This window comes from Caulobacter sp. Root487D2Y, assembly GCF_001427165.1.
GTDB lineage: Bacteria > Pseudomonadota > Alphaproteobacteria > Caulobacterales > Caulobacteraceae > Caulobacter.
In genome coordinates this window covers 138,712-157,827 of record NZ_LMFD01000012.1, presented here as the reverse complement: position 1 = coordinate 157,827, position 19,116 = coordinate 138,712, and the positions used below count along the sequence as shown (strand labels likewise).

Genomic DNA, 19,116 nt, shown 5'->3' with positions numbered 1-19,116 from the left:
GGGCCATGCGCAAGCTTGGTCTGATCGCCGGAGGCGGATCCCTGCCGGTGGAGCTGGCGCAACACTGCGAGGCGGCCGGTCGGCCGTTCGCGGTGATGCGCCTGCGCTCGTTCGCCCAGCCGGTCCTGGCCCGCTATCCGGGGATCGAGGTCGGACTGGGCGAGTTCGGCAAGGTGTTCAAGGCGCTGCGGGCCGAGGGCTGCGAGGCGGTGTGCTTCGCCGGCGTCGTCGATCGGCCCGACTTCGCGGCCATCAAGCCGGACCTGCGCGGCCTGACGGTCATCCCGGGCCTGGTCAACGCCGCCCGCAAGGGCGACGACGCCCTGCTGCGCCGCCTGCTGGCCGAGTTCGAGAAGGAAGGCTTCGCGATCGAGGGCGCCCATGAAGTGCGGGGCGAGATGACCCTGCCACGCGGCGCCCTGGGCAAGCATGCGCCGAAGGACAGCCACATCGCCGACATGGACCGCGCCCTGTACGTGGCGCGGGCCATCGGCGCGCTGGACGTGGGGCAGGGCGCCGTGGTCTGCGACGGCCTGGTGCTGGCCGTCGAGGCCCAGGAGGGCACGGACGCCATGCTGCGGCGGGTGGCCGACCTGCCGCAGGCTATTCGCGGCAACGCCGAGGCCCCGCGCGGCGTGCTGGCCAAGGCGCCCAAGCCGATCCAGGAGACCAAGGTCGATCTGCCCACGATCGGCGTGGCCACCGTGCAGCGCGCGGCCCGCGCTGGTCTGGCCGGCGTGGTCGGCGAGGCCGGACGCCTGCTGATCGTCGACCGCGAGCAGGTCATCGCCTGCGCCGACGACCTGGGCCTGTTCGTGTACGGAGTCGAACCACGGGCCGACGCATGAGTCCCGAAAGTCTCTCGAAGCCCGGGCCGCTGACCGTGATGCTGGTGGCGGCCGAGGCCTCGGGCGACGCCCTGGGCGCGAAGCTGGCCCACGTGCTGCGCGATCGACTGGGCGGCGACAAGGTGCGCTTCGTCGGCGTCGGCGGCGCCAAGATGGCGGCCGAGGGCGTCCAGAGCCCGTTCGACATCGCCCAGCTGTCCATCCTGGGCATCGTGGAGAGCCTGAAGGCCTATCCGCGCGCCATGGCCCGGCTGAAGGACACCCTGGCCCTGGCGGCCCGCGAAAAGCCCGACGTGGCCGTGCTGATCGACAGCTGGGGCTTCAACATCCGGCTGGCCAAGGCGCTGCGCAAGCAGGACCCGCGCCTGCCGCTGGTCAAGTACGTCGCCCCTCAGGTCTGGGCCTACCACGCCAGCCGCGCCAAGGACCTGGCCGGGGCGGTGGACCTGCTGCTGTCGATCCAGCCGATGGACAAGCCGTTCTTCGACGCCGTCGGCCTGCCCAGCGTCTTCGTCGGCAATTCCGCCCTGGCCCACGATTTCAGCCACGCCGACCCGGCCAGGCTGCGCGCCGCGATCGGCGCGGGGCCGGACGAGCCGATCCTGCTTGTGCTGCCCGGCAGCCGCCCGTCCGAGATCGAGCGGGTCATGCCGAGGTTCGAGGACGCCGTGCGCCGCCTGAAGGCCGAACGGCCGGGCCTGCACGTGGTCGTGCCCGCCGCCTCGACGGTGGCCCAGGCCGTCAAGGCGCGGGTCGCGGCCTGGCCGTTCCGGGCCCATGTCGTCGAGGACGAGGCGCTGAAGGACGACGCCATGGTGGCCGGAACGGTCGCCCTGGCCTGCAGCGGCACGGTGACCACCGAACTGGCCCTGGCCGGTTGCCCGGTGGTGGTCGGCTATGTGACCGGCGCGTCCACCTACGCCCTGCTGAAGATGATGTTCAAACCGCGCTGGGTGACCCTGTTCAACATCGCCGCCCATGACACGGTCGCGCCCGAGCTGCTGCAGGACGCCTGCACCGGCCAGGCCCTGGCCGCCGAGGTCGCCAAGCGGCTGGACGACCCGTCCCTGCGCGGGGCCCAGATCGCCGCCCAGAGCGCCGCCCTGGACCGGATGGGGCGGGGCATGCCCGACCCTTCGGAAGCGGCGGCTTCGGCCCTGCTGGACTTCCTGAGGGCGCGCGGCGGGGGGAGCTAGGCGTCCGCCAGGGTCGGGTCGGCCGCCGGGGCCGCGGCCCGCTCGATGGCCAGGAACAACATCGCCACGTCGATCGGCTTGGCGACATGGTCGTCGAAGCCCTCGGCCAGCAGCGCCTCGACCTGATGGCTCATGGCGTTGGCGGTCAGGGCGATGATCGGGGTTCGGGTCCGTGCTCCGGCTTCCTGGCGGCGGATCTCCTGCATGGCGGCCACGCCGTCCATCACCGGCATGTGCACGTCCATCAGCACCAAGTCCCAGCCGCCTTCGCGCCAGGCCTCCACGGCCTCGGCCCCGTTGGCGACCAGACGCGGGCTGATCCCCGCCTGGCCGAGGATCGCCTTGAGCACCAACTGGTTGACCTGGTTGTCCTCGGCGGCCAGCACCCTCAGCGTTGCGCGGATCAGCGCGGCGGGCGCGGCCTGGGCCTTCGCCTCGACCTCGGGCGCGGGGCTCAGTCGGTCGGCGGGCAGGCGGATGGCGAAGGTCGAACCATGGTCGACGGCGCTGGACACGGTGATCTCGCCGCCCATCAGCGCGCAGAGGTCCCGGCAGATCGCCAGGCCAAGGCCCGTTCCGCCATGGCGGCGGGTGCTGGAGGCGTCCAGTTGGCTGAACTTGCCGAACAGCCGGTCCAGGTCGCCCGGCGCCACGCCGACGCCGGTGTCGGCGACCGCGATCTCCAGTGTCTCGCCGTCGATGCGGGCCGAAAGATCGATCGCGCCGGTGTTGGTGAACTTGGCGGCGTTGGACAGCAGGTTGCCGACCACTTGCCGCAGCCGGAGGGGATCGCCGTGATAGAGCCCCCGCACCTCGGGCGCGAGGGTCAGGGTGTAGCGAAGGCCCTTCTGCACGGCCAGCACCGAAAAGGCGTGGTGGCAGCCGATCAACAGCTCCGGCAGGTCGAAAGCCACGGTGTCGATCTCAAGGCGGCCCGCCTCGATCTTCGACAGGTCCAGCACGTCGTTGAGGATCGCCGTCAGGCCCTCACCGGACTTGCGGACGAGCGCGAGCCGCTCGCGTTGGGCGTCGCTCATCTCTTCGGCCTGCATCACCTGGAGCATGCCCAGGACGCCGTTCAGGGGCGTGCGGATCTCGTGACTCATGGTGGCCAGGAAGGTGCTCTTGGCGGCGTTGGCGGCGGCGGCCTCGGCTTCCTTCTCGCGAGCGGCGGCCAGGGCCTGGACCAGGTCCCGCTCTGTGGCGGCGCGATGCAAGGCGGCCAGCAGGACATAGGCCAGGAAGGCGGCCGCGGCGATGAAGGCGACCACGGACTGGCCGCCGCTCTCGGCGCCGGCCGGGCGCGCCAGGGCCAGGCAGGCGGTCAGAAGAACGGCCATCAACGAGGCCGCGCCGATGCGGCGCGAGATCGGAAACTCCGCGGTGCTGCTCAGCGCGATCGCGCCCAGCATGGCCGCGCCGGCCACGGCGGCGGCTCGGCCGCCCTCGACGGCCATGGCCAGCGGCAGCAGGCCGTAGACGCAGGTGTAGACGAAGGTGACCCCGGCATAGATCCATTCCTGGCCCGCGCTCGGAGCGGCCGTGCGGTCGATCCACAGGCCCAGGGCCTGGTTCAGCAGCATGAACAGCCCGACGATCGCCAACCAGCCCAGGACCAGGCGCGGATCCAGCCAGAGGACCGAGCCGGCGGCGGCCAGGAGCGACATCGGAAAAATGGTCTTCAGGTCACGGCGCCGATGCGCCGTGATGTCCGTCCAGGCCAAGGAAGGGGCGGCGCGCGTCAAGCCTGAACTCCAAATCAACCTCCGCACTGTCAGGCCCGGGGCGTTAAGCAAGCCTTTAAGACCCGCTTCACGGCTCTCCGCTAGGTTGGAGTCCTCGGCGATCCTCTCGTCGCCGGCTGGAGACCTGGCGTGCCGATCTTCTCGATCGCCCCTTTGTCGTCCCTGACGCCGTCCGCTCCCGTGAACCGGGCCGACCAGGCGGCCGACGCGCTTGCCCGGATCGCCGTCATCCAGACGGTCGAGACCCTGGGCGCGATGATCGACCAGTCCCATTCCCAGTCCCAGGGAGACCTGGCCAATCTGGCCAAGGACGCCGTGGGCGAGGGCGAGGTCAGCCGGGCCAAGGCCGCCGAGGCCAAGGCCCTCGCGGCCGGTCCCGAAACCCCGGCCGAGACCTCCGCCCGCGCCGTCGCGGCGGCGGCCGGTCGTGCCGCCGGTCGCCAGGCCGGCCTGGCGCCGCTGATGGCGGACATGGCCCAGGCGGCCGCCGAGCCCGACACCCCGACCCAGGTCAAGGCGGCCATCGCCCAGGTGATGGCGCTGAGCACGCGCATGGACGGCCAGATCAAGGGTTCGGAGATCCGCCAGGCCCTGCAGCGCTCCGGCCTGTTCCTGGAGGCCCGCCTGGCGTCCGGCGTCCAGACCCAGCGTCAGCAGACGGGCACCCTGACCGCGCCGCCCCGGGCGGTCCCGACCCCGACGCCCAACAGCGACATGAAGGCGGCCCTGCTGGTGTTCCGCGAGGTGGTCAAGACCTGGGTCGACACCATGCCGCTGACCTCGGCCCAGGTCGGCCCCACGCCCGGCGGGACGCCCAACGCGGCGCCCAACACCGCGTTCAAAACCGCGCCTGATATCGTGCCGGGCGCCGCGCCAAGCGCGGCCGCCACGGCGGCGGCCTTTTCGGCCCAGCCGGCCGATCGCGGCGCGCCTCGGGCCCCGACCGGCGCGACCGCGTCGCCCCCCTCCGTCGGCCAGGCCTCCGATCCGGAGACGCCAGCCCAGGCCCCGCCGCCGAGCGACGAGGGCGCGCCCGCGCCCCCGTTCGCCAAGCCGGCGACCGGCTGGCCGAACGTCAACGCGCCTTGGCAGGCCGTCCGTCCCGCCCCGGCCCCGCCGCAGCCGCCGCCTCTGCCGGCCTTCGGCGCGATCGTGGCCGAGGACTTTCCACCGACGCTTCTGGCCATGCCGCGCGCGGCCTCGGCGGCCGTCATGGCCTATGGCGGATCCGAGGCCCCGCCCGCGCCGGCGTCCCAGACCCCGCCGCCCTATGCCGGCGCGCCGACCCACGCCCAGGCCGCCGCCCAGCCGGGCCTGCCGACCGGGGCGGGGCCTCACGCCGTCGCCCAGCGCCTGCTGGCCGAGACCGGCGCGGCCCTGGCCCGCACCGAGCTGCTGCAGATCGCTTCGCTCCCAGAGCCGTCGGCCGCTGGCCGCCCCGTGGAGGATCACGGTCAGCGTTGGGTGTTCGACATGCCGTTCATGACGCCTCAGGGTCCCGCCGCCGCCCAGTTCGAGATCAGCCGCGACGGCGGCGGTTCGGGCGGGGAGGGCGGCCGCGCGATGGGCCGCACCTGGCGCGCCCGCTTCTCGCTGGACGTCGAGCCCATGGGGCCCGTTCACGCCCAGGTGGCCCTGACCGGCGACCGGGCCCGCGTCTCGTTGTGGGCCGAGCGCCCGGCCGCCATGGCCCGCCTGCGGACGGGAGAGGACCGGCTGGGCAGCGCCCTGCGCGAGGCGGCGCTGGAGCCCGAGATCGCCTTCCACACCGGCCAGCCGCGCGCCCCGGCCGCCGCGCCCGGCCAGTTCCTGGATCAAGCCACATGAGAGGGGCGACATGACCGGCCCGGTCCGCTCCGCCGGCCCCCGCATCGCCGTGGCCCTGCGCTACGACGAGCCCAACGCGCCGCGCGTGGTCGCCACCGGGCGCGGCTGGGTGGGCGACAAGATCATCGAGACCGCCCGCGAGCACGGCGTGCCGATCGAGGAGAATCCGGCCCTGGCCCAGGCCCTGTCGACCATCGAGCTCGACGAGGAGATCCCCGAGGCGCTGTACGTCGCCGTCGCCGAGATCCTGGGCTTCATCCTTAGATCAGCTCAATCGTAAGGGCGCTATTTTAGATCTTGTTCCGATATTTTTCCATCCTCAGCGTATCCTACCATCACTGATACCTCATCAGAATTATCTGGATACATAATGCATAATAATTGAGCATCACCATTCAGAATTTGTATTCTATGAATACATACAAGATTGACCAACTTCTGTATTATGTCAACAAGGTCTGATAACTCACTGGTCTTGTACGGTTTGTTGGCTACGATACTTTTGACAGACCCGCGATGTAGGCGGTCTCCGCATCTTCCATAGAGCGCCAGTAATTCCTCCTTCGTTAGAAAATCGGGCTTTCTTTCTTCGAAATGCCACCCTTCGACGGGTTTTCCGTCGAGTATGTGGGTCGTTCGAAGTTGAATAAACGGTGATGGATAAAAATCTGGCGTTATTTTTTCCAGCTCTACAATAATATCTGCGGCTGACCAGCGTTTTTGAAGTCGCTTCGAGTTCGCTTTTTCTATTTCACCATGTGCTATTACGCATCCAATTGTTATTATTTCGCATATAAGTCGAATCTGAAGAAAAAATATACTCTTCAACTAGAGTTTTTGGGATACCCATTTTTCCATTGAGAGCGTGCTGTAACCAATGAATCCTTTCACGAACTTCCTGCATAAGAGCTTTGTAGAAGGCAATGATGCGGTGATGATTTTTCGTAGCGATTTCTGAAAAGGGTGCGCTCATGTATGCCTGCAAATTTACCGCGTTGATAAAACGGCGGTTGTGGGCATGAAATTGAATTGTTCCACATCAGGACGCCCCAAGGGAATACTCGTAAAGAAAAAGGCCCCGCTTTCGCGAGGCCTTTTCCAGTTCCTGCGATCTCGCGGCGCTTAGCCGCGCTTGTCGACCGGCGTGTAGTCGCGCTGCGTGGCGCCCGTATAGAGCTGGCGCGGGCGGCCGATCTTGCGCGAGGGGTCCTCGAACATTTCCTTCCACTGGCTGATCCAGCCGACGGTGCGGGCCAGGGCGAACAGCACGGTGAACATGTTGGTCGGGAAGCCCATCGCCCGCAGGGTGATGCCCGAATAGAAGTCGATGTTCGGATAGAGCTTGCGATCGATGAAGTAGGGATCGCTGAGGGCGACCTTCTCCAGCTCCATGGCCACGTGCAGCAGCGGGTCGTTGATGCCCAGCTGCTCCAGCACCTCGTAGCAGGTCTTCTGCATGACCTTGGCGCGCGGGTCGAAGTTCTTGTACACGCGGTGGCCGAAGCCCATTAGCTTGTACTTCTTGTCCTTCACGCCCTGCACGAAGGCGGGGATGTTCTCGACCGTGCCGATCTCTTCCAGCATCTCCAGGGCTTCCTGGTTGGCGCCGCCGTGCGACGGACCCCAGAGGCAGGCGATGCCAGCGGCGATGCAGGCGAACGGGTGGGCGCCCGACGAACCGGCCAGACGGACGGTCGAGGTCGAGGCGTTCTGCTCGTGGTCGGCGTGCAGGATGAAGATGCGGTCCATGGCGCGGGTCAGGACGGGGTTGGGAGTCCAGTCCTCGGCCGGCACCGAGAAGCACATGCGCAGGAAGTTTTCCGAATAGCTGAGCTCGTTGCGAGGCGTCACGAACGGACGGCCTTGCGAGTACTGGAAGGCGCGCGCGGCGATGGTCGGCATCTTGGCGATCAGGCGATGGGCGCTGATCTCGCGTTGCTTGGGATCATCGACGTTCAGGCTGTCGGCGTAGAAGGCCGACAGGGCGCCGACCGCGCCCGTCATCACGGCCATCGGGTGGGCGTCGCGGCGGAAGCCCTGGAAGAAGCTGTCGAACTGGGCGTGCAGCATCGTGTGATAGGTGATGTTGCGTTCGAACTTGGCGAATTCGTCGGCCGTCGGCAGTTCGCCGTTCAGCAGCAGGTGGCAGACTTCCAGGAACGAGGACTTCTCGGCCAGCTGGTCGATCGGATAGCCGCGGTGCAGCAAAATGCCGGCGTCGCCGTCGATATAGGTGATCTTGCTTTCGCACGACGCCGTCGAGGTGAAGCCCGGATCGAAGGTGAAGTGGTCGGAGTCGGCATAGAGCTTCCGCACGTCGAGCACGTCCGGACCGGTGCTGCCCTTGAGGATAGGCAGGTCGTAGTTCTTGTCGCCGATCGTCAGCGTGGCTTTGTCGGTCATGCGAGAGACCCCTTCAATAGTGGAACGGTCGGTCCAGTTTTCGATTTCGCGGTTGCGTTATAGCGCCTCATGCGCGGACGCCAGGGCGTCGTCAAGTCGCCCCAGAGACTCCTCGCGGCCGAGCGCGGCCATGATCTTGTTCAGGTCCGGCGCCTGGGAGCCGCCGGTCAGGATTCCGCGCAGCGACGGACCGAACTTGCCGAAGCCCACGCCTTCGGATTCCGCGAAGGATTTCAACAGGATCTCCAGCTCCGACACGCCCCAGGCCGGGGCCGCGCCCAGCTGAGCGCGCAGGCGGGTCAACCGTTCCACGGTCTCGCCGGTCAGTTGCTTAAGGGTCTTCTCCTCCAGGGTCAGCGGCCGCGCCTTTAGGGCGAAAGCACAGTGTTCGGCCAGCTCCAGGATAGTCTTGGCGCCGACCTTGACCTGCGGGACGGTGGCCAGCAGGCGCGCGGCGGCGTCGTCCGGCAGGGACGCGCCCTGGGCCTGCAGCGCCTTGAGGGTCAGGTCGGCCAGGCGGCCGTCCTCGGCCACGTGCAGGTGCTGGCTGTTGATGAAGTTCAGCTTGGCCCAGTCCAGGCGCGCGGGGGCCTTGACGACGTCGCGGACGTCGAACCATTCGATCGCCTGGGCGTCGCTGAACACCTCGTCGTCGCCGTGGCCCCAGCCCAGGCGGGCCAGGTAGTTGCGCAGGCCCTCGGGCAGGTAGCCCATGTCGGCGAACTCGCCGACGGCCTGGGCGCCGTGGCGCTTGGACAGCTTGGCGCCGTCGGGGCCGTGGATCAGCGGGATGTGGGCCATGGCCGGCACTTCCCAGCCGAACGCCTGATAGATCAGGGTCTGGCGGGCGGCGTTGTTCAGGTGGTCGTCGCCGCGGATGATGTTGGTCACGCCCATGTCGTGGTCGTCGACCACCACGGCCAGGTTGTAGGTCGGCGCGCCGTCGTTGCGCAGCAGGACCAGATCGTCCAGTTCGATGTTGCGGAAGGTCACCGGGCCCTTGACCATGTCGTCGACCACGGTCTCGCCTTCCAGCGGACCCTTGAAGCGGATCACGTGGGGCAGGGCGGGATCGCTCGGCGGCGGGGCGTCGCGCCAGGGCGAGCGGATGGCCTTGCCCTCGGCGCGGGCCTTCTCGCGGGCGGCGTCCAGTTCCTCGACGGTCATCCAGCAGCGATAGGCGCGGCCGGCCTCCAGCAGATCCTGGACGGCGGCGCGGTGGCGGTCGGCGCGGCTGTACTGGAAGACCACCTCGGCGTCGGACTTCATGCCCAGCCAGTCCAGGCCCTCGAAGATCGCGGCGACGGCCGCCTCGGTCGAGCGCTCGCGATCGGTGTCCTCGACGCGAACAAGGAACTTCCCACCCGTATGGCGTGCATATAACCAATTGAACAGCGCCGTGCGCGCGCCGCCGATGTGCAGGAAGCCGGTCGGCGACGGGGCGAAGCGGGTGACGACGCCGCCCTTCGGGTTTTGGGGCGTCGTCGAGGCGGGGGATTGGGTCATCGAGATCAAGGCTGACGGACTGGAGGCCGCTGGAGCGGCTAGGACCGCGACACCGGATAATTCCGTTGGCGGCTGGGCGGGGCGTCTTAGCACGCGTCTTCGCGCGGTTCCTAGCCTGGGAGCGGTAACAGCTTCGCTGATCGGCGAGATCGACGCCAATCGCGAGCGCTGGATGCTGTGGTCGCCCGTGGCGTTCGGCCTGGGCGCGGCCGGTTATCTGGAACTGAAGGCCGAACCGTCCTGGGCGCTGCTGGTCGGGCTGGCGGCCGGACTGGCGATCCTGGCGAGCCTGGCCGGGCGGCGATCGACCCAAGGCTCGGGCGCGGGTCTGTCGGTTTTCCTGGTGCTGGCGGCGTTCCTGGCGGCGGGCGCCCTGGCGGGAAAGGTCCGCTCACACGCGGTCGCCGCGCCGATCCTGGCGGGCGAGCGAACGGTGATGACGATCGACGGCTTCGTGGTCGACGTGGTCAGCCCCGGCGCGGGCGGGCCGCGCCTGCTGATCGCGCCGGTCCAGATCAGCCGGCTGGCGCCGGAGGACACGCCCAAGCGGGTGCGGGTGACCGTCGAGGCGGACGACATTCCCGCGCCCGGCCAGGCGGTCCGCCTGCGGGCGATGCTGGGGCCGCCGCCGCCGCCGGCCGCCCCGGGCGCCTACGACTTCGCCCGCGACGCCTGGTTCCACGGCGTGGGCGCGGTGGGTTTCGCGATCGGCGAGTCGGCGCCCGCGACGCTGGACCCGCCGCCCTGGCGGCTGCGCGCGGCCATGGCCGTCAACGCCTTCCGCTGGCGGCTGGCCAGCCGCATCGTCGACGACATGGGCGTCGAACGCGGCGGGATCGCCGCGGCCATGGTCACCGGCCACGAGGCCTGGATCACCCAGGAACAGACCGACGCCATGCGCGCCTCGGGACTGGCGCACATCCTGTCGATCTCGGGCCTGCACATGGCCATCGTCGGCGGGTTCGCGTTCGGCCTGGTGCGCCTGCTGATCGCCGCCTGGCCGTGGGCGGCGCTGCGGGTCCCGGGCAAGAAGGTCGCGGCCCTGGCGGGCCTGGCCGCGATCGGGACCTATCTGGTGATCTCGGGCGCGCCGCCGCCGGCCCTGCGGGCGGCGATCACCGCCACCGTGGCCTTCGCCGCCATCCTGTTCGACCGCCAGGCCATCACCCTGCACGGCCTGGCCGTGGCGGCGCTGATCATCCTCGCGGTCCAGCCGGAATCGGCGGGCGCGCCAGGCTTCCAGATGTCGTTCGCCGCCACCGCCGCCCTGGTGGCCCTGGCCGAGGCCTGGCCGCGTCCGGTGCGCGAGATCTCCGTGCCCTGGCCGATCCGGACCTTCCAGGCGGTCAGCGGCTGGCTGGCGGTCAGCATCGGGGCCAGTTTCGTGGCGGGCATGGCCACCGGGCCGTTCGCCATGCAGCACTTCAACCGCGTGGCCGTCTGGGGCTTGCCGGCCAACCTGGCGGTCGCGCCGCTGTCGTCGTTCGTGATCATGCCGTTCCTGGCGATCGGCGCGGCCCTGGAGCCTTTCGGCCTGGGCGGCCCCTTCCTGACCGTGGCCGGCTGGGGCATCGGGGCGATGATGTGGATCGCCGACGGCTTCGCCGGGGCCGGCGGCGCCCAGCGGGTGGTGGCCAGCGGCCCGCCGTTCACCCTGGCCCTGGCCTTCGTCGGCCTGATGCTGCTGTGCCTGTGGCGCGGCCGCCTGCGCTGGCTGGGCGCGCCCCTGGCCCTGGCGGTGGCCTTGTGGCCGCGCCCGGCCCCGCCCGACGTCTGGATCGCCCCCGACGGCGCCACGGCGGCGGTGCGCCAGGGCCGCGCGGCGGTGCTGCTGCGTCCGGACGCCCGCCGCTTCGGGGCCGAGCTTTGGGGCCGCCGCCGGGGTCTGGCCGTGCCCGAGAGCGCCGCGCCCAGCCCGCTCTACGCTTGCGGCCGGCGGTCCTGCGCCCCGACCGCCGAGGCGCCCGTCGCCCTGGCCCTGTCGTGGAGCAAGACCGCGCCGGACGCGGCCGACCTGGCGGCCATGTGCGCCCAGGCCGAGATCGTCGTGCTGCGCGGCGCCGCGCCGCCCGTCCCGCCGGCCTGCCGCGACCGCGTCGTGCTCGACGCCGACGATTTCGCCGTGGGCGGGGCGGCCGAGCTCTATCGCCGGGGCGGCGAGTGGTGGATCGTCTGGGCCCAACCGCTGCGGGGCGTCCGGCCCTGGACCGGCGTTCCGGGGCGATAGGCATGCTGAAGATCTGGGGCCGGCGTAGTTCGGCCAATGTCCAGAAGGTGTTGTGGCTGGTCGGCGAGCTGGGCCTTCCGCACGAGCATGTCCCGGCCGGCGGCGATTTCGGCGGGCTGGACGATCCGGCGTTCCGGGCGATGAACCCGCACGGCAAGGTTCCGGTGATCGCGGACGGCGGGACCGTGGTCTGGGAGTCGCACGCCATCCTGCGCTATCTGGCGGCGACCCGTGGGGCGGACCGGTTCTGGCCCGCCGACCCGGCCGCCCGCGCGCCGGTCGACGGCTGGATGGACTGGGCGCAGACGGCGCTGCAGCCGGCCTTTCTGGGCGGCGTGTTCTGGGGCGGTTACCGCACGCCGGCGGCCCAGCGCGACGAGGCCGCCGTGGCCAGGGCCCTGGACCAGACCGCCCGCTGCCTGACCCGGGTCGACGCCCGGCTGGCCGATCGCCCGTTCGTCGTCGGCGAAACCCTGTCCCTGGCCGACATCGCCATCGGGACCCATCTCTATCGCTACTTCGAGCTCGAGATTGACCGTCCGGCCTTGCCGCGCCTGGAGGCCTGGTACGATCGACTGCGGGACCGTCCGGCCTATCGCCAGCACGTGATGGTCCCGTTCGGCGAACTGAAGGGCCGGCTGGCTTTCTGAGGCCCAAAGCGCGGTCGGACGTTAAGGGCCAGGCGACGGATGGAGACGACCATGGAACGGCAAGGCGGCTGCGCCTGCGGGGCGGTGCGATACGTGGCGGAGGGCGGGCCGCTGCGGGTGGGGCTGTGCCACTGCCTGACCTGCCGCAAGCGCCACGGCGCGCCGTTCAACGCCTTCGCGGCGTTCCGGAGCGACAAGGTGCGGATCGAGGGCCAGCCGACGGTCTGGACCGGCGCCGAGCACGGCCTGATCCACGGCTGCGCGGTCTGCGGCTCGCCGCTGTTCTGGACGGCGGAAGGCGAGGGCGACGGCGAGATCGAGATCCACCTGGGCGGGCTGGACGAGGTCGGCCAGTTCACGCCGCAGTACGAGGTCTGGGTGAGGCGGCGCGAGCCCTGGCTGCCGCCTCTGAACGTGCCGCAATATGCCGAGAACCGGCCGGCGGGGATGCCGACCTAGATACAAGATGGGGACAGGCACATGTGCCTGTCCCCAGCCTTGACGCACGAAACGCTTGTCATCCCGGACGAGCGCGGAGCGCGAAGATCCGGGACCGACGCCCGAACGCCGCGTTCCAGGTCGGTCCCGGATAACGGCTGCGCCGTTTCCGGGATGACAGAAGGAGGGCGGTTAGTGATACCGCCGGATCAGCCCCACCAGCTTGCCCTGCACCTCGACCTGGTCGGGACCGAAGATGCGGGTCTCGTACTTGGGGTTGGCGGCCTCCAGGGCGATCGAGCCGCCCTTCTTGCGCAGGCGCTTGAGGGTGGCTTCCTCGCCGACCAGGGCCACGACGATCTCGCCGCTGTTGGCCGTGTCGCCCTTCTTGATGATCACATAGTCGCCGTCGAGAATGCCGGCCTCGATCATCGAGTCGCCCTGCACCTCCAGCACATAATGCTCGCCGGCCCCCAGCATGGTCTCGGGCACCGGCAGGCGCTCGCGTTCGTGCTGGATGGCGTCGATCGGGGTGCCGGCGGCGATGCGGCCCAGGATCGGCAGCTCGCGGGTGTTGTCGGCGGCGATCTGGGGCTGAGGCGACGACGGCGGCTGGCCGCCGCCTTCCAGCACCTGGGGCTTGAAGGTTCCTCGACCCTTGGGCGGCGCGGCCGCCGTGGCCTGCTGCGGCAGCTTGACCACCTCCAGCGCCCGGGCCCGGTGGGCCAGGCGGCGGATGAAGCCGCGCTCTTCCAGCGCCGTGATCAGCCGGTGGATGCCCGACTTGGACGCCAGGTCCAGCGCCTCCTTCATCTCGTCGAAGGAGGGAGAGACGCCGCTCTCCTTAATCCGCTCGTGGATGAACATCAGCAGCTCGTGCTGCTTGCGCGTAAGCATGTCCGGCCTCGCCAGTCGTCGCGGAACAAACCGCAAACCTCTGTGAATGTTCTCTAGGTGTTCTTCGTTGATGTCAAGTTAACGGTGTTCGTCGGACGGGCGGCTTAATTCCTCAGGAAATACAGGCTCGTCCCAGACGGCCGCGATCGGATTCCGGCGACCCTTTCGAATCGAGGTGGTGATCCTCGACTTTGCCGAATTTGAAATGACAGCGTTGTCGTCATTGCGCTAGGCTCGTCTCGCCGGGACCCGCAGAGGTCGGGCGGGGACGAAACGCGATGCTGAAGACCGCCATTCTAAGCCTGGCCCTGGCCGGATCTCTGGCCGCGCCGGCGTTCGCCGCCGCCCCGGCGCCGGTCGTCCATCCCGACCTCTGGCCCCAGGCTCACAGTCCGGTCCGCCGGGATCCGGCCATGGAGGCGCGGATCGACGCGATGCTCGCGAAGATGAGCGTCGAGGAGAAGGTCGGCCAGACCCTGCAGCCGGAGATGAAGTCGATCGTCCCCGACGACGTGCGCCGCTACCATATCGGCAGCATCGAGAACGGCGGCGGCTCGGTGCCTGGCGGGAACAAGCACGCCTCGGTCGGCGACTGGCTGAAGATGATCGACGGCTACTACGACGCGTCGGTCGATCCGGCCAACGGCGGCGTGCGCATCCCGATGATGTGGGCGTCCGACGCCGTGCACGGCCACAACAACGTCTATCGGGCCACGCTCTTCCCGCACAATATCGGCCTGGGCGCGGCGCGCGATCCCGACCTCGTCCGCCGGATCGGCGCGGCCACGGCGCAGGAGGTGCGGGCGCTGGGCATGGACTGGTCGTTCGCCCCGACCCTGGCCGTGGTGCAGGACGACCGCTGGGGCCGCACCTATGAGAGCTACTCGGAAGACCCGAAGATCGTCGCCGCCTACGCCGCCGCCATGGTCCGCGGACTGCAGGGGGAGGGGGCAAGCTTTCTCGACAAGGACCACGTGATCTCGACCGCCAAGCATTTCCTGGGCGACGGCGGCACTGACGGCGGGCGCGACCAGGGCGACAACCTGGCCGACGAGGCGACGCTGCGCGACGTGCACGGGGCAGGCTATCCGGCGGCGGTGGACGGCGGCGTCCAGGCGGTGATGGCCTCGTTCTCCAGCTGGCATGGCGTCAAGATGCACGCCAACAAGGACCTGATGACCGGGGTTCTGAAGGACCGCATCGGCTTCGACGGCCTGATCATCGGCGACTGGAACGCCCACGGCCAGATCCCCGGCTGCACCAAGGGCGATTGCCCGACGGCCTTCAACGCGGGGATCGACGTCTTCAACGTGCCCGAGGACTGGAAGGCGCTCTACGCCGCGATGGTCCGCGAGGTGAACGACGGGACCATCCCGATGGCGCGGCTGGATGACGCCGTGCGGCGGGTGCTGCGGGTCAAGCTGCGGGCCGGGGTGTTCGACCAGCCCAAGCCGTCGGCCCGGCCCCATGCCGGCGACGAGGCCCTGCTGGGCGCGCCCGAACATCGGGCCGTGGCCCGCGAGGCGGTGCGTAAGTCGCTGGTGCTGCTGAAGAACGACGGCGGCGTGCTGCCGCTCGATCCGCGCAAGCGCATCCTGGTGGCCGGCGACGGGGCCGACAGCATCATGAAGCAGACCGGCGGCTGGACGCTGTCGTGGCAGGGCAACGACAACGTCAACGCGGACTTCCCGGGCGCGACCTCGATCTGGGGCGGGATCGAAGCGGCGGTGAAGGCGGGCGGCGGGACGGCCTTGCTCAGTCCCGACGGCGCCTATGACGCCAAGCCCGACGCGGCGATCGTGGTGTTCGGCGAGAACCCCTATGCCGAGTTCCAGGGCGACCAGGCCGACGTCGCCCTGCACGCCGGATCGGCCGAAAGCCTGGCCTTGCTCAAGCGGCTGAAGGCGGCGGGGGTGCCGACCGTGGCGGTGTTGATTTCCGGCCGGCCGCTCTATCTGAACCCTCAGATCAACGCCGCCGACGCCTTCGTCGCCGCCTGGCTGCCGGGCTCGGAGGGGCAGGGCGTGGCCGACGTGCTGATCGCCGGCCCGGACGGCAAGCCGCGCCACGACTTCACCGGCAAGTTGTCGTTCTCGTGGCCCAAGCGGCCGGACCAGACGCCCTTGAACGTCGGCCAGAAGGCCTATGATCCGCAGTTTGCCTTCGGCTACGGCCTGACCTACGCCGCGCCCCACGCGGTCGGCCCGTTGCCCGAGGCCGCCGTCGCGATAGAGACCGGCCCGCGCGGGGTGTTCTTCCGCGACGGCGCCGGAGCCAACGGCTTCGCGGTCAGCATCGGCGACGCCCAGGCTCCGACGATCGCGGCCGTGGCGGCGCGGGTGGCGACCTACGGCGGCGAGGGCCTCGTCCTGCGCAAGGTCGACCGCCGCCGGCAGGAGGACGCCTGGTCGGCGCGCTGGTCGGGCGGCGAGAAGGCCTGGCTGTCCTTGACCCGGCCGACCCCCCTGGACCTGTCGCGCGAAGCCAACGGCGCCATGGCCCTGACCTTCGAGCTGCGGATCGATACGCCGCCGGCCGGTCCGGTCTGGCTGGGCGTGGGCGGCGACAAGCCGGTGACGCTGCCGGTCGGGGCGGCCCTGAGCGGCCCGGTCGGGGGCTGGCGAACCCTGCGCGTGCCGTTGCGCTGCTTCGGCGCGGCGGCGGAGGCGGTCAAGGTCGTGAGGCTGGAGACCGCCTCGGCCCTGGCGATCACGGTGTCGGACGTGGCGCTGACCGAAGCGCGGGCCGACGACGCCTGTCCAGCAGGGTAGGCGCCGCGCCCGTTTCGATCCGCGCGTTTCGACCGCCGCGCCTCGGGCGTTTCGAGCGCCCTAGCCCAGCAGCGCCCGCGTCGCCGCCGCCACGTCGACCTGGCGCATCAGGCTTTCGCCGACCAGCATGGCCTTGGCGCCGGCCGCCTCCATCCGCACCGCGTCGACGGCGACGAACAGGCCGCTTTCGGTGACCAGCAGGGCGTCCTTGGGGGCCTGGGCGGCCAGGCGTTCGGTGACGGCCAGGTCGACCACGAAGCTCTTGAGGTCGCGGTTGTTGATGCCGACCAGGGTCGCGCCCAGCGCGCCGGCCCGGGCCATCTCGGCCTCGTCGTGCACCTCGACCAGGGCGTCCATGCCCAGGCGGGCGGCCTCGGCCATCAGGTCGGCGGCCAGGGCGTCGTCGATCATCGCCAGGATCACCAGGATGGCGTCGGCGCCCAGGGCGCGGCTCTCGGCCACCTGCCAGGGATCGACCAGGAAATCCTTGCGGATGCAGGGCAGGGCGACCGCCGCGCGGGCGTCGATCAGGTAGCCGTCGGCGCCCTGGAAGCTGGGGCCGTCGGTGAGCACCGACAGGCAGGCCGCGCCGCCGGCGGCATAGGCGCGGGCCAGGGCCGGCGGGTCGAAGTCGGCGCGGATCAGACCCTTGGACGGCGAGGCCTTCTTGATCTCGGCGATCAGGGCCAGCCTGCCGGGGCCATGGGCGGCCTCCAGGGCGGCCTTGAAGCCGCGCGGGCCGTTGGCCGACTTGGCCGCGGCGTCGACCTGGGCGAAGGACCGCCGGCGCTTGCGATCGGCCACGTCCTCGCGCTTGTAGGCGGCGATCTTGGCGAGGATGTCGGTCATGCGGGCACGGCTTCCGAATTGGTGGCGGCCACCAGCCCGGCGAGGGCGGCCCGGGCGCGGCCGTCGTCCAGCACCGCGCCGGCCAGCTCGACGCCTTCGCGCAGGGTCTCGACCTTGTCGGCCACCAGGAAGGCGGCGGCGGCGTTGAGCATGACGATGTCGCGATAGGCGCTCTTCCGGCCGTCCAGCAGGGCGGTCAGGGCGGCGGCGTTGAAGGCGGGGTCGCCGCCGGTGATGTCGGCCAGGGCGGCGCGCGGCAGGCCCACGGCCTCCGGGGTGATCGTGAACAGGCGCAGGGCCCCGTCGCGCCACTCCGCGACCTCGGTCTCGCCGGTGGTGGTCAGCTCGTCCATGCCGGCCCCGTGCACCGACCAGGCGCGCTCGGCGCCCAGAGCGCCCAGGGCCTTGGCAACGGGCTCGACGAAGCGGTGGGCCGAGACGCCCACGACCTGGCGCTTGGCGCCGGCCGGATTGGTCAGCGGGCCCAGCAGGTTGAAGATGGTGCGGAAGCCCAGCTGCTGGCGGATCGGCGAGACGTGCTTCATCGCCCCGTGGTGCGCCTGGGCGAACAGGAAGCAGATGCCGGCGGTGTCCAGCGCGTGACGCTGCTGGGCCAGGCTGGCGTCGATATTGACGCCCAGGGCGGCCAGGACGTCGGCGGTGCCCGACTTGCTGGTGATCGCCCGGTTGCCGTGCTTGGCCACCTTGAGGCCGCCCCCAGCCGCGACGAAGCCCACGGCGGTGGAGATGTTCAGGGTGTGCAGGCCGTCGCCGCCGGTGCCGCAGACGTCGATGACGTCATAGGGATGGTCCAGGTGGATGGCGGCGCGCCGCATGGCCCGGGCGCAGGCGGTGATCTCGCCCACCGTCTCGCCGCGCAGGCGCATGGCGGTGACCGCCGCGGCCACCTGGGCCGGGGTGGGCTCGCCGCGCAGGCAGGCGGCGAAGAAGATCTCGGCGTCGTCCTCGTCGAGGGTCTGGCCGTCGGCCAGCTTGGCCAGCAGGGGTTTGAAGGCGTCCGACATCGCCTAGACCCAGATCGCCGCGTCGCGCTGGACCTTGGCCAGGTCCAGGAAATTGGCCAGCAGCTGGTGGCCGCCCTCGGTGGCGATGGACTCGGGGTGGAACTGCACGCCGTAGACCGGACGGGTCTTGTGCTGCACGCCCATGATCTCGCCGTCCTCGGTCCAGGCGGTGATCTCCAGGTCGTCGGGCAGGGTGGCCTTGTCGACCGCCAGGCTGTGATAGCGCGTGGCGATGAACGGGTTGGGCAGGCCTTTGAACACGCCCTGGTCGTTGTGGAAGATCTTGCTGGTCTTGCCGTGCATCACTTCCTTGGCGCGGATCACGTCGCCGCCATAGGCCTGGCCGATGGCCTGGTGGCCCAGGCACACGCCCAGGATCGCCAGGTCGTCGGGCGCGCCGCGCAGCAGCGGCAGGCAGATGCCGGCCTGGTCGGGAGCCTTGGGGCCCGGCGACAGCAGCACCGCCTGCGGGCGAAGGCCCAGGGCTTCCTGCACCGACAGGTCGTCGTTGCGATGCACGACGGTGTCGGCCCCCAGCTCGTTCAGATAGTGGACGAGGTTGTAGGTGAAGCTGTCGTAGTTATCGATGACCAGGATCATGACGCCGCCTTTCCAGGTTCAGCCTTCTAGCCGGTTTCATCAAAAAGGTGAGCGCTTTCGCGCCAAGTTTTTCTGGCGAGGGGCTTAGCGGGCCGGGCAGCGCGAAAGCGTCGCATTGCTTAAGCCCGGGGCTG

The 19,116-nt window shown here is 70.1% G+C and carries 16 protein-coding genes; 8 read left to right on the top strand and 8 right to left on the bottom strand.

All coding sequences use genetic code 11. The features are described from left to right. Window positions 1-5: 5 nt before the first annotated feature. Together lpxI and lpxB are read left to right on the top strand one after the other, a co-directional pair. Complete coding sequence (gene lpxI, locus ASD38_RS17985; protein WP_056462135.1) at window positions 6-848, top strand: UDP-2,3-diacylglucosamine diphosphatase; 843 nt, start codon at window positions 6-8, stop codon at window positions 846-848. Further along, complete coding sequence (gene lpxB, locus ASD38_RS17980) at window positions 845-2,044, top strand: lipid-A-disaccharide synthase (RefSeq protein WP_056462132.1); 1,200 nt, start codon at window positions 845-847, stop codon at window positions 2,042-2,044. Before lpxI ends, lpxB begins: the two co-directional genes overlap by 4 nt. Here the strand turns inward: lpxB and ASD38_RS17975 are convergent. Further along, window positions 2,041-3,711, bottom strand: coding sequence for an ATP-binding protein (locus ASD38_RS17975; RefSeq protein ID WP_235523877.1), 1,671 nt, complete (start codon window positions 3,709-3,711; stop codon window positions 2,041-2,043). The two genes, lpxB and ASD38_RS17975, sit on opposite strands and share 4 nt — an antisense overlap. A gap of 207 nt (window positions 3,712-3,918) precedes the next feature. Here ASD38_RS17975 and fliK point away from each other — a divergent pair, with 207 nt between their 5' ends. Next, window positions 3,919-5,616, top strand: a complete 1,698-nt coding sequence (gene fliK, locus ASD38_RS17970; RefSeq protein ID WP_056462129.1) for a flagellar hook-length control protein FliK — start codon at window positions 3,919-3,921, stop codon at window positions 5,614-5,616. A 10-nt stretch (window positions 5,617-5,626) separates the two neighbouring features. Continuing rightward, the gene (locus tag ASD38_RS17965) at window positions 5,627-5,896 is read left to right on the top strand and encodes an EscU/YscU/HrcU family type III secretion system export apparatus switch protein (RefSeq protein ID WP_056462126.1); all 270 of its coding nucleotides are present in this window, start codon (window positions 5,627-5,629) and stop codon (window positions 5,894-5,896) included. A 5-nt stretch (window positions 5,897-5,901) separates the two neighbouring features. Here the strand turns inward: ASD38_RS17965 and ASD38_RS24005 are convergent, their stop codons facing one another. The 3 genes from ASD38_RS24005 to gltX form a co-directional block, all read right to left on the bottom strand. Continuing rightward, a complete protein-coding gene (locus ASD38_RS24005) occupies window positions 5,902-6,444 on the bottom strand; it encodes a hypothetical protein (protein ID WP_156390765.1) in 543 nt (180 codons plus the stop codon). A 294-nt stretch (window positions 6,445-6,738) separates the two neighbouring features. Beyond that, window positions 6,739-8,019, bottom strand: a complete 1,281-nt coding sequence (gltA, locus tag ASD38_RS17960) for a citrate synthase (RefSeq protein WP_056446756.1) — start codon at window positions 8,017-8,019, stop codon at window positions 6,739-6,741. Window positions 8,020-8,076: 57 nt separating this feature from the next. Next, window positions 8,077-9,525 carry a glutamate--tRNA ligase gene (gene gltX, locus ASD38_RS17955; protein WP_056462123.1) on the bottom strand — a complete coding sequence of 483 codons (1,449 nt, stop codon included), beginning with the start codon at window positions 9,523-9,525 and terminating at the stop codon, window positions 8,077-8,079. A 172-nt stretch (window positions 9,526-9,697) separates the two neighbouring features. Here gltX and ASD38_RS17950 point away from each other — a divergent pair, with 172 nt between their 5' ends. Genes ASD38_RS17950 through ASD38_RS17940 form a run of 3 tightly spaced genes read left to right on the top strand, consistent with a single transcriptional unit; the run spans window position 9,698 to window position 12,861 of the window. Beyond that, window positions 9,698-11,752, top strand: coding sequence for a ComEC/Rec2 family competence protein (locus ASD38_RS17950; protein WP_200946020.1), 2,055 nt, complete (start codon window positions 9,698-9,700; stop codon window positions 11,750-11,752). 2 nt (window positions 11,753-11,754) lie between these two features. Further along, window positions 11,755-12,402 carry a glutathione S-transferase family protein gene (locus tag ASD38_RS17945; RefSeq protein WP_056462120.1) on the top strand — a complete coding sequence of 216 codons (648 nt, stop codon included), beginning with the start codon at window positions 11,755-11,757 and terminating at the stop codon, window positions 12,400-12,402. Between the two features lie 51 nt (window positions 12,403-12,453). Beyond that, complete coding sequence (locus ASD38_RS17940) at window positions 12,454-12,861, top strand: GFA family protein (protein ID WP_056462119.1); 408 nt, start codon at window positions 12,454-12,456, stop codon at window positions 12,859-12,861. A 171-nt stretch (window positions 12,862-13,032) separates the two neighbouring features. Here the strand turns inward: ASD38_RS17940 and lexA are convergent, their stop codons facing one another. Next, window positions 13,033-13,737 (bottom strand): transcriptional repressor LexA, encoded by a 705-nt coding sequence (gene lexA, locus ASD38_RS17935; RefSeq protein WP_056446767.1) that lies wholly within the window; start codon window positions 13,735-13,737, stop codon window positions 13,033-13,035. A gap of 278 nt (window positions 13,738-14,015) precedes the next feature. Here lexA and ASD38_RS17930 point away from each other — a divergent pair, with 278 nt between their 5' ends. After that, window positions 14,016-16,508 carry a glycoside hydrolase family 3 protein gene (locus ASD38_RS17930; protein ID WP_056462116.1) on the top strand — a complete coding sequence of 831 codons (2,493 nt, stop codon included), beginning with the start codon at window positions 14,016-14,018 and terminating at the stop codon, window positions 16,506-16,508. Between the two features lie 60 nt (window positions 16,509-16,568). Here ASD38_RS17930 and trpC read toward each other — a convergent pair whose 3' ends face one another. The 3 genes from trpC to ASD38_RS17915 are packed head-to-tail and all read right to left on the bottom strand — an operon-like array spanning window position 16,569 to window position 18,982. Beyond that, window positions 16,569-17,357: an indole-3-glycerol phosphate synthase TrpC gene (gene trpC, locus ASD38_RS17925; protein WP_056462113.1), complete on the bottom strand. Its 789-nt coding sequence runs from the start codon at window positions 17,355-17,357 to the stop codon at window positions 16,569-16,571. Then, the gene (gene trpD, locus ASD38_RS17920; protein WP_056462111.1) at window positions 17,354-18,382 is read right to left on the bottom strand and encodes an anthranilate phosphoribosyltransferase; all 1,029 of its coding nucleotides are present in this window, start codon (window positions 18,380-18,382) and stop codon (window positions 17,354-17,356) included. Before trpD ends, trpC begins: the two co-directional genes overlap by 4 nt. A gap of 3 nt (window positions 18,383-18,385) precedes the next feature. Further along, window positions 18,386-18,982: an anthranilate synthase component II gene (locus ASD38_RS17915; RefSeq protein WP_056446779.1), complete on the bottom strand. Its 597-nt coding sequence runs from the start codon at window positions 18,980-18,982 to the stop codon at window positions 18,386-18,388. Between the last annotated feature and the right edge of the window lie 134 nt (window positions 18,983-19,116).

Coding starts and splice junctions, on each gene's coding strand:
- gltX (WP_056462123.1), bottom strand. CDS start 9,525: ATGACCCAATCCCCCGCCTCGACGACGCCCCAAAACCCGAAGGGCGGC.
- ASD38_RS17940 (WP_056462119.1), top strand. CDS start 12,454: ATGGAACGGCAAGGCGGCTGCGCCTGCGGGGCGGTGCGATACGTGGCG.
- ASD38_RS17950 (WP_200946020.1), top strand. CDS start 9,698: ATGCTGTGGTCGCCCGTGGCGTTCGGCCTGGGCGCGGCCGGTTATCTG.
- ASD38_RS17930 (WP_056462116.1), top strand. CDS start 14,016: ATGCTGAAGACCGCCATTCTAAGCCTGGCCCTGGCCGGATCTCTGGCC.
- lpxI (WP_056462135.1), top strand. CDS start 6: ATGCGCAAGCTTGGTCTGATCGCCGGAGGCGGATCCCTGCCGGTGGAG.
- trpC (WP_056462113.1), bottom strand. CDS start 17,357: ATGACCGACATCCTCGCCAAGATCGCCGCCTACAAGCGCGAGGACGTG.
- trpD (WP_056462111.1), bottom strand. CDS start 18,382: ATGTCGGACGCCTTCAAACCCCTGCTGGCCAAGCTGGCCGACGGCCAG.
- ASD38_RS17915 (WP_056446779.1), bottom strand. CDS start 18,982: ATGATCCTGGTCATCGATAACTACGACAGCTTCACCTACAACCTCGTC.
- gltA (WP_056446756.1), bottom strand. CDS start 8,019: ATGACCGACAAAGCCACGCTGACGATCGGCGACAAGAACTACGACCTG.
- lpxB (WP_056462132.1), top strand. CDS start 845: ATGAGTCCCGAAAGTCTCTCGAAGCCCGGGCCGCTGACCGTGATGCTG.
- ASD38_RS17945 (WP_056462120.1), top strand. CDS start 11,755: ATGCTGAAGATCTGGGGCCGGCGTAGTTCGGCCAATGTCCAGAAGGTG.
- ASD38_RS17975 (WP_235523877.1), bottom strand. CDS start 3,711: ATGTCGCTCCTGGCCGCCGCCGGCTCGGTCCTCTGGCTGGATCCGCGC.
- lexA (WP_056446767.1), bottom strand. CDS start 13,737: ATGCTTACGCGCAAGCAGCACGAGCTGCTGATGTTCATCCACGAGCGG.
- ASD38_RS17965 (WP_056462126.1), top strand. CDS start 5,627: ATGACCGGCCCGGTCCGCTCCGCCGGCCCCCGCATCGCCGTGGCCCTG.